The organism is Burkholderia sp. BCC1988 (assembly GCF_905339895.1).
Lineage (GTDB): Bacteria > Pseudomonadota > Gammaproteobacteria > Burkholderiales > Burkholderiaceae > Burkholderia.
Genome location: NZ_CAJPHA010000006.1, coordinates 29,609 through 38,791 on the forward strand (window position 1 = coordinate 29,609; position 9,183 = coordinate 38,791).

Below are 9,183 nucleotides of genomic sequence, written 5' to 3' on the forward strand. Positions count from 1 at the left end.
ATGGACAGGGTCTTCTTGCGCTTCTACGTGCACGAGCAGCACCGGCTGCACTGGAAGCCGCTGTGGGAGTGGTTGCTGGAGGAGGGAAACCGGATGGGGGTCGCGGGCGGTTCGGCGTTTCGCGCGATGGCCGGCTTCGGCCGGCATCGGGTGCTGCACGAGGACCGCTTTTTCGAACTGCAGGGTTCGCTCGCGGTCGAGGTCGAGTTCATCGTCACCGAGGACGAGGCGCAGCGGCTGCTCGAGCGCGTGTCGCGCGAGAAAGTGCGCGTGTGCTACGCGATGATTCCGGCGAATTTCGGCGTGATCGACACGCTCGAGGCGCCGCCGGCGCAGGGGCCGGCAGCGTAGCGCGACACGTCGGATCAGATGCCGAAGATCGTCAGCGACACGGCGGCGCGCGTGACGATCATCAGCAGCACCTGCACGATCACGAACAGCAGGATCGGCGACAGGTCGATGCCGCCGAGGTTCGGGATCACGCGGCGCAGCGGGTTCAGGAACGGTGCGGTGAGCTGGTAGAGGATCGGCATCGCCGGCGAGCGCGGATTGAGCCACGACAGCAGCGCCATCAGGATCGTCATCCAGATCACGAGATTGAGCGCCCACTTCACGACGGTGAGCAGCGCGACCACGACGAGCGTCGCGATCACCGAGGCCGGGTCGAAGCCGGCCATCACGACCATCAGCACCACATAGACGAGCGCGGTGAGCAGCGCTGCGACGACGCTTGCCCAGTCGATGCCGCGCACGCCCGCGATCACGCGGCGCAGCGGCAGCACGAGCCAGTTGGTCGCCTGCAGCACGGCCTGCGTGACGGGGTTGTACGGCGGCACGCGGACGGCCTGCATCCAGACGCGCAGGATCAGCGCGGCGCCGAACAGCGTGAAGACGGTATTGAGCAGAAAACGGGCGATCTCGCCGAACATCGTTGGCATCCTTTTTATACAGTCGAGTAGCGTGCGGCCGCCAACGCCGGATGGCGGCGCATCGGCCGACACCTTATCACGCCTCGTCCCGCGGCGGGGAGGGGTGCCCGGTCGTGCGCGCGAGCGACGTTTCGACGGCCTGCGCGAGCGCCGGCAGCGCGGCCGGCGGCGCGGCGCGCTTCGCCGCGAGCGCGACCGCGCGGCGGGTCATCAGCGCGTACAGCGTCGCGTGATCGCCGCCACGCGCCTCGAGCAGCGCGAGCTGACGCTCGACGATGCCGGTGTCGCCGCGCGATACCGGGCCCGCGAGTGCGTTCGCGAGGCCCTTGTCGCGCGCGGTCTCGATCGTGCCGGCGAGCATCGGCAGCAGCGCGCGCAGCGCCGCTTCCTCGTCGAAGCCGAGGCCGCGCCACAGCTCGACCGCCTCCGACAGCCCGCACAGCGCGAAGCTCGCCGCGTAATGGGCGGCCGCGTGATAGAGCATCCGGCCGCCGGCCGGAATCGACAGCGGATGGCAGCCGAGTGCGTCAGCAAGCCGCAGCAGCGTCGCGTGCAGCACGCCGTCGGCTTCGAGCGTGACCGAGCAGCCGTCGATGCGGGCGAGATCGGCGTCGGTGCCGCCGAACAGGTAGAGCGGATGGAAGCCGCCCGTGGCCGCGCCTTGCCGCTTGGCCGGATCGAGCAGTTCGACCGCCGACGCGCCGCTGCAGTGGACGAGCGCCTGGCTCGCCGCGCGCGCCGCGTCGAACCGCAGCGCCGCGGCGGTCGACGCGAGATGGTCGTCGGGCACGGTGAGGAAGATCAGGTCGGCGGCGTCGACGACCTGCTGCGGCGTGTCGACCGCGCGGCAGCCGTCGATGCGCGCGGCGAGCGCCGTGGCCGATTCCGCCGTGCGACTCGCGATCGCGACGACCGGAAAGCCGGCGGCCGCGAAACGCAGGGCGAGGCAGCGCGCCAGGCGGCCGGCGCCGATGAAGCCGAGGCGGGGCGTGTCGGGAAGGGACATGGTGGGTGACGAAGCGGAAACGGAGCAGTCGCCAGTATCGCAGGAATGACGGGGCGGCCGCGCAAGGGCGGCGCCGGGCGAGGACGACCTGGACGTCGGCGTGCGACACGGGGTAGCGGTAAATTCGCGCGGCCGTTTTCGCCGTCCGCGACGATCGCGTGATTCGGCCCCGAATCACGCGGGGGCCAGATCCCCGTTGAATTGTCGGCGTCTTGTCTCAAATTTGTAATCGTTCATTACGGAAGCGTGCCCGCCGTGCTTGCCGGATCCGGTAAGACTGACCGGACAATGTGTCGCGCTTTCACTGGTCGGACGGAATCACGCGACCGGCAAGCGATGTCGAGGATCCGCAAGGCCACGCCGCACGGTGTTTGCAGCCGGGTGGAATTGCAATTTGCAACAAATGCGCGATACGCGCGCGGCGGGTTTTCGCTACATTGCTTCCATGCGACGTGCATGCCCGCCGTTGCCGACAGGGGCGCACAAATTACCGCTCCAGCAGGAGAATCGAAGTGAAAAAGCTCATTCCGTTCATCGCCGCCGCCGCGCTGGGCCTGGGTGCCGCGAGCGCCGCGCAGGCCCACGTGTCGATCGGGGTCGGCATCGGGGTTCCGATCGCACCTGCGTATCCCGTGTATGCGGCGCCGCCGCCCGTGTACTACGCACCGCCGCCCCCGCCCGTGTATTACGCGCCGGCGCCGGCCTACTATGCACCGCCCCCCGTGGTCGTCGGCGGCTACTACGGCCGTCCGTACTGGCGTCACGGTTACGGCGGCTGGGGCCACCACGGCTACTGGCGTCGTTGACGCATTCCGCGCGGCGGCCTGACCGCGCGCGGCAAAACGGCGCAATGTCCCGCGTGGGGCGTTGCGCCGTTTTTCATTGGGCGCGCGATCCTGTGCGCGCCGGTTACGCCACGGCGTGCGCAATCAGGTCGCGATAGCCGCCGACGATCACGCTGTACGAGAAATACGCGAACAGCAGCGCCGACGCGACGTGGCACGCGCGCATCAGCCCCGCGCCCGCGCGCTTGCGGCCCTGGCTCGCGAGCGTGCACATGAAGAGCGTCCACGCGAGGCCGCCGAGGAAGAAGCCGGACAGGAACACCGACGCCGTGGCCGGCGTGGTCGCGCCGGCTTTCGCGATCAGCGCACCGCCGACCGCCGCGAACCACAGGATTGCGCTCGGCGACGACATCGCGAGCAGCATCCCGCGCATGAAGCTGCGCCGCGCACTGGCACGCGGCTGCGGCGTGTCGTCCGCATCGCCGTCGTCGGTGCCGCCGGCCGGCGCGAGCGCTTCACGCGTCATCTTCCACGTGAGGAACAGCAGCACCGCACCGCCGCCGATCCAGACGATCCAGCGCACGGCCTCGAACTGCAGCAGCACGGCCATGCCGGCGAGCGCGAGCGCCGCGTAGACGAGGTCGCCGACGCACGAGCCGACGCCGAGCCAGAAGCCGGGCCGGAAGCCGTGCGACAGCGTCAGCGACAGCATCGCGACGTTGACGAGGCCGATGTCGAGACACAGCGACAGCGACAGGAAGAATCCGTCGGACAGCATCGAGGCGGGAGGAAAGCTCATCGTCGTTCTTGTCGGGTGCGTTCAACGCGCGGACTTACAGTCCGATCTCCTGCCAGAGGCGGTCGACGCGCGCCTTCACGGCGGCGTCCATCTCGATCGGGCGGCCCCATTCGCGGTTCGTCTCGCCGGGCCACTTGTTGGTCGCGTCGAGCCCCATCTTCGAGCCGAGGCCCGCGACGGGCGACGCGAAATCGAGATAGTCGATCGGCGTGCTGTCGACCATCACGGTGTCGCGCACGGGGTCGACGCGCGTCGTGATCGCCCAGATCACCTCGTTCCAGTCGCGGATGTTCACGTCCTCGTCGACGACCACGATGAACTTCGTATACATGAACTGCCGCAGGAAGCTCCACACGCCGAACATCACGCGCTTCGCATGGCCGGCGTAGCTCTTCTTCATCTGGACGATCGCCATCCGGTAGCTGCAGCCTTCCGGCGGCAGGTAGAAGTCGGTGATCTCGGTGAACTGCTTCTGCAGCAGCGGCACGAACACCTCGTTGAGCGCGACGCCGAGCACGGCCGGCTCGTCGGGCGGCTTGCCCGTATAGGTCGAGTGATAGATCGCGTCGCGGCGCATCGTGATGCGCTCGACGGTGAACACCGGGAACCACTCCTGTTCGTTGTAGTAGCCGGTGTGGTCGCCGTACGGGCCTTCGAGCGCGTGCTCATAAGCGGCCGACGCGTTGCCGGCCGGCCGCGGCGGTGCGCCGGCCGGGGCGGGGTCGGGCGCGCCTTCCTGCGGATAAATGAAACCTTCGAGCACGATCTCCGCGCGGGCGGGCACCTGCAGCGTGTCGACGCCGGGCGTCAGGCATTTCGCGAGCTCGGTGCGGCTGCCGCGCAGCAGGCCGGCGAACTGATACTCGGACAGCGAATCGGGCACCGGCGTCACCGCGCCGAGCGTCGTGGCCGGATCCGCGCCGAGCACGACCGCGACCGGATACGGCTTGCCGGGGTTCTTCAACGCGAATTCGCGGAAGTCGAGCGCGCCGCCGCGATGCGCGAGCCAGCGCATGATCAGCTTGTTGCGGCCGATCAGCTGCTGGCGATAGATGCCGAGGTTCTGGCGCGGCTTGTTCGGCCCGCGCGTGACCGTGAGGCCCCACGTGACGAGCGGCCCCGCGTCGCCGGGCCAGCAGGTCTGGATCGGCAGCTTGTGCAGGTCGACGTCGGCACCTTCCCAGACGATCTCCTGGCACGGCGGCGACGACACCGATTTCGGCGCCATGTCCCATACGGCCTTCGCGAGCGACAGCAGCTTGCCGGCGTCCTTCAGGCTCTTCGGCGGATCCGGCTCCTTCAGCGCGGACAGCAGCCGCCCGAGGTCGCGCAGCGAGCCGAGCGCGGCGTCGTCGCCGGCATCGACGCCCATCCCGAGCGCGATGCGGCGCGGTGTGCCGAACAGGTTGCCGAGCACCGGGAACGCATTGCCGGGCGGCGCGGCGAACAGCAGCGCCGGGCCGCCGGCGCGCAGCACGCGGTCGCACAGCTCGGTCATTTCGAGCACGGGCGACACGGGTTGCGTGACGCGCCGCAGTTCGCCGAGCGCCTCGAGGCGCTGGATGAAATCGCGTAAGTCTTTGTATTTCATGAACAAGGTCCGGGCCGCCCGCAAGGCGGGCAGCGATGGGCGGGCGCAGCGGCCGGCTGCGGCCCCGAATCGAGCGCCGATTTTACCCGGGCCGCCGCGCGCACGCCCGGGCGGAGAAAAAAGTGGACCGCGCGGAGAGCCCCTACGGCAGGGGGCTCGCGATCTGAAGGGCGGTTCAAAATTACTTTTTGTTATAATTTGGAGGTTTTATAGTGTTGACGATCTATAAAACCCTGCTAGAATCCGCTCACATTGGCTGCAGGGTAAAAGGCTTCGAGCCGCCAATCACCGATCTTTGACGCAGCGCGTCACCGTCCGCCGAAACCTGCACGGCGTATTCGACGGCCTTTGTCGTAGTCCCAGCCAGCGCCACCAGACGCTGGTTTTTTGCGTGGGTGCCACCGCGTATGCCCGCCTCGCCCCATGTGCGAAGGTGCCGGCCGTCTTATACCGTGGCCTCGAACGGTACTTATACCGTTTCCCCGATGCCTGCATGCCCCGACCAAGGCGTGCGGCGTCGTGATTCCGCGGCGCGTTTTCTGTCTCGCCATCGAGCCGAGCGAGCCGCACGAGTCATGTTCATGGGAGATGATCTGAATGAACGCTTGGTTATCGTGGCGTCCCAGTGAGCAGCATGCACAGATCGTGCGCAACATGCTGCGTCGCGGGACGCGTGTCAGTCACCATTTATTCAGCGTCGTCGGCTGTTTCGCCGTCGCGATCGCACTGGCCCTGTGGCTGCTGCCGACCGTGCGCGGGAACCTCGCCGCGAAGCTGATGCCGGTCGTATCCGCGGCCGTGCAGGCCGGTCCGGCCCGTCTGCTGACCGGCCATCCGCTGCCGAACTTCGCGCCCGCCGGCGCGCAGCCGCAGCAGGAAGAGGCTCCCGAGACGGATGCGCTCGCCGTCGGTCTCGACGTGGCACCGGAAACCGCCGCGCAAAGCGATGCGTCCGATGCGGCCCGCAACGGCCCGTCGCCTGTCGCGCTCGCGAAACTGATCCCGTCCCAGCGGGTCCCGGCCGATGCGCGCGATGACCGTGCGCTCGCGTCGAACCGCCAGCAGGCGCTCGTCGCCACCTACCTGTCGCGCCGTTACCGGGTCGCCCAGGAGCCGCTCGGCCAGCTCGTCAAGGCCGCGTTCCAGACCGGCCACGACGTCGGCCTCGATCCGCTGCTGCTGCTGTCCGTGATGGCGATCGAATCGGGCTTCAACCCGTACGCGGAAAGCGGCGTCGGCGCGCAAGGCCTGATGCAGGTCATGTCGAAGGTCCATTCCGACAAGTTCGAATATTTCGGCGGTACCGACACCGCGCTGCAGCCGCTCGCGAACCTGCAGGTCGGCGCGCTCGTGCTGAAGGACTGCATCGCCCGCGGCGGCTCGCTTGCGAACGGCCTGCGTCTGTACAACGGCTCGACCAACCCGGACGACACCGTGTACGGCTCGAAGGTCATGGCCGAGCGCGGCCGCCTGCGCGACGTCGCGCACGGCCGCAGCGTGCCGGTCAATGCGCCGCAGGCGCCGGCCCAGCCGTCGAAGCCTATCGTCACCGCGGCCGTGACGGCAGCGGCAGGCAGCACAAAGCGCGTGCACGCGACGCTCGACACCGCGCAGCCGATCGCCGCGAAGGCCGCCGCCGCGCCGAAGGGCGCGCCGCAGCAGGACGACGCAAGCGTCGACACCGCGAAGCAGGCGCACGGCGATCATTCGGAGCTCGGCGCGTAAGTCACGCAACGCCCCGCGGTTCCGGCAGGACTCAAGCAAAAAGGCACCCGATTCGGGTGCCTTTTCGTTTTGGCGCGGACGGTAGCGCCCGGCACGCCGGCCGGGAGGGCCGCTCGGACCTCAGTGCTGGCCGAACAGCGTCGCAAGCCGGTCGACGGCCTCTTCGAGGCGCGAATAGGCGGTCGCATAGGACAGCCGGATATAGTCGCGCGGCGCATGCACGCCGAAATCCATGCCCGGCACCAGCACGACGCCCGCGTCGTGCAGCATCGCCTGCGTGAGCGCCGCGCTGTCGCCGGCCGCCGGATGGGCGACGCCGCCGCAGTGCGCATAGACGTAGAACGCGCCGTCCGGCATCACGGGCACCGTGAAGCCGAGCCGTTCGAGCGCCGGCGCGATGAAGTCGCGGCGACGCTTGAATTCGAGGCGGCGCGCCTCGTAGATGTCGAGCGCCGCCGGTTCGAAGCACGCGAGCGCCGCGTGCTGCGCGAGCGTGGACGGGCAGATGAACAGGTTCTGCGACAGCTTTTCGAACGTGCTCACGAGCGCGGGCGGTACGACCAGCCAGCCGAGCCGCCAGCCGGTCATGCTGAAGTACTTCGAGAAGCTGTTGACTGTGACGACATCGTCGCCGTACGACAGCGCCGACACGGGCGCCGCGTCATAGCTGAGCCCCTGGTAGATCTCGTCGACGATCGTGAAGCCGCCGCGGGCGCGCACGGCTGCGACGATCCGCTTCAGTTCGTCCGGCTCGAGCGACGTGCCGGTCGGGTTCGACGGCGACGCGAGCAGCACGCCGCGCGTGCGGCTGCCCCAGCGCGTGCGGACGTCGTCCGCGGTGAGCTGGAAGCGCGCTTCCGGGCCGCTCGGCACGAGCACCGGGCGGCCTTCGGCCGCCGCGACGAAGTGCCGGTTGCACGGGTACGACGGGTCGGGCATCAGCACCTCGTCGTCGCGGCCGACGAGCGCGAGGCACGCGAGCAGCAGCGCGGCCGACGCGCCGGCCGTCACGACGATCCGCTCGGGGCTGATCGTGAGGCCGTACGCGCGCGCGTAGTGCGCGGCGATCGCTTCGCGCAGCGGCGCGATGCCGAGCGCGCTCGTGTACTGCGTGACGCCGCGGCGCAACGCGGCCGCCGCCGCCTCGACGACGGGCTCCGGTGCGGTGAAGTCCGGCTCGCCGATGCCCATGTGGATAACGTCGCGCCCGGAGGACTCGAGCCGCTGTGCCTCCTTCATCAGTTCCATCACGTAGAAGGGCTGGATCGCGTCGACGCGTGCGGCGAGCGTGACGAGCGAATCGGCGGTGGTATTCATCGGTCGGGCGGAGCGGGGAGGGGGAGGGAGAACGAAAAACGGGCGCTCGCGCGCCCGTCCACCTGCGGAATCAGCCGTTGCGGCGCGCCTGCGTTTCGGCGGGGCGCAGCTTCGCGGCGAGCTTGTCGAGCACGCCGTTGACGTACTTGTAGCCGTCGGAGCCGCCGAACGTCTTCGCGAGTTCGACTGCTTCGTTGATGATCACGCGGTACGGCGTTTCGACATGATGCGTGAGCTCGAACGTCGCGATCAGCAGCACGGCGCGTTCGACCGGCGACAGCTGGTCGACCGGACGGTCCAGCGACGGCGTGAGGGCTTCGACGAGCGTCGCATGCTCGCGAATCACGCCGTGCAGGATCGCGTCGAGCAGCTCCTTGTCGGCCTTGTCGTAACCGAGCGCGCCGCGCAGCTGCGCGTCGATCTCGCCGGGGGCCGCGTTCGACAGCAGCCACTGATACAGGCCCTGCGTCGCCAGCTCGCGCGATTGTCGGCGGGCGCTCTTCTTCATGCGCGCTCCTCTTCGTCGTCTTCGTCTTCTTCTTCGTCCTCGTCGTCGCCGAGCTGGTCGAGTGCCATCGTCAGGTTGGCCATCTCGACCGCGACGCGTGCGGCGTCACGACCCTTTTCGGTCATGCGCGCGACGGCCTGCTCGTCGTTTTCGGTCGTCAGGACCGCGTTCGCGATCGGCAGGTTGAAGTCGAGGCCGATGCGGGTGATGCCCGCGCCGCTTTCGTTCGACACGAGTTCGAAATGGTACGTCTCGCCGCGGATCACCGCGCCGAGCGCGATCAGTGCGTCGAACTGGCCGCTTTCCGCGAGCTTCTGCAGCGCGAGCGGGATTTCCAGCGCGCCGGGCACCGACACGAGCAGCACGTCTTCACCGGAGACGCCGAGGCGCTCGAGTTCTTCGACGCACGCATCGGCGAGGCCGTTGCAGACGGGTTCGTTGAAGCGGGATTGCACGATGCCGATACGCAGGCCGTCGCCTTCGAGATTCGGTTGGTATTGTCCGATTTCCATGATCTGGTCCG

The 9,183-nt window shown here is 68.7% G+C and carries 10 protein-coding genes; 3 read left to right on the top strand and 7 right to left on the bottom strand.

Translation table 11 applies throughout. From position 1 onward, the window contains the following. The gene (locus U4012_RS10080) at nt 1-351 is read left to right on the top strand and encodes a DUF190 domain-containing protein (protein ID WP_044846233.1); all 351 of its coding nucleotides are present in this window, start codon (nt 1-3) and stop codon (nt 349-351) included. A gap of 14 nt (nt 352-365) precedes the next feature. Here the strand turns inward: U4012_RS10080 and U4012_RS10085 are convergent, their stop codons facing one another. Both U4012_RS10085 and U4012_RS10090 read right to left on the bottom strand, forming a co-directional pair. Beyond that, entirely contained in the window at nt 366-929 is a 564-nt protein-coding gene (locus U4012_RS10085; protein ID WP_044846232.1) for a YggT family protein, read from the bottom strand. Between the two features lie 76 nt (nt 930-1,005). Beyond that, nucleotides 1,006-1,935 carry a Rossmann-like and DUF2520 domain-containing protein gene (locus tag U4012_RS10090; protein WP_321798203.1) on the bottom strand — a complete coding sequence of 310 codons (930 nt, stop codon included), beginning with the start codon at nt 1,933-1,935 and terminating at the stop codon, nt 1,006-1,008. A 512-nt stretch (nt 1,936-2,447) separates the two neighbouring features. Between U4012_RS10090 and U4012_RS10095 the strand changes: the two genes are divergently transcribed. After that, nucleotides 2,448-2,741 (top strand): hypothetical protein, encoded by a 294-nt coding sequence (locus tag U4012_RS10095; RefSeq protein ID WP_044846230.1) that lies wholly within the window; start codon nt 2,448-2,450, stop codon nt 2,739-2,741. A 103-nt stretch (nt 2,742-2,844) separates the two neighbouring features. Here the strand turns inward: U4012_RS10095 and U4012_RS10100 are convergent, their stop codons facing one another. Together U4012_RS10100 and U4012_RS10105 are read right to left on the bottom strand one after the other, a co-directional pair. Next, on the bottom strand, nt 2,845-3,519 hold the full coding sequence (locus U4012_RS10100; protein WP_321798206.1) for a LysE family translocator: 675 nt from the start codon (nt 3,517-3,519) through the stop codon (nt 2,845-2,847). Between the two features lie 34 nt (nt 3,520-3,553). Next, a complete protein-coding gene (locus U4012_RS10105) occupies nt 3,554-5,110 on the bottom strand; it encodes a UbiD family decarboxylase (protein WP_321798207.1) in 1,557 nt (518 codons plus the stop codon). Between the two features lie 597 nt (nt 5,111-5,707). On the opposite strand from U4012_RS10105, the gene U4012_RS10110 reads away from it, so the two are divergent. Continuing rightward, nucleotides 5,708-6,835, top strand: coding sequence for a transglycosylase SLT domain-containing protein (locus U4012_RS10110; protein WP_124522138.1), 1,128 nt, complete (start codon nt 5,708-5,710; stop codon nt 6,833-6,835). A gap of 120 nt (nt 6,836-6,955) precedes the next feature. Here the strand turns inward: U4012_RS10110 and U4012_RS10115 are convergent, their stop codons facing one another. The 3 genes from U4012_RS10115 to ribH form a co-directional block, all read right to left on the bottom strand. Then, nucleotides 6,956-8,152 (bottom strand): pyridoxal phosphate-dependent aminotransferase, encoded by a 1,197-nt coding sequence (locus U4012_RS10115; RefSeq protein ID WP_321798210.1) that lies wholly within the window; start codon nt 8,150-8,152, stop codon nt 6,956-6,958. A 70-nt stretch (nt 8,153-8,222) separates the two neighbouring features. Beyond that, nucleotides 8,223-8,660 carry a transcription antitermination factor NusB gene (gene nusB, locus U4012_RS10120; protein WP_044846225.1) on the bottom strand — a complete coding sequence of 146 codons (438 nt, stop codon included), beginning with the start codon at nt 8,658-8,660 and terminating at the stop codon, nt 8,223-8,225. Next, on the bottom strand, nt 8,657-9,172 hold the full coding sequence (ribH, locus tag U4012_RS10125; protein WP_040143614.1) for a 6,7-dimethyl-8-ribityllumazine synthase: 516 nt from the start codon (nt 9,170-9,172) through the stop codon (nt 8,657-8,659). Before ribH ends, nusB begins: the two co-directional genes overlap by 4 nt. Nucleotides 9,173-9,183: the final 11 nt, after the last annotated feature.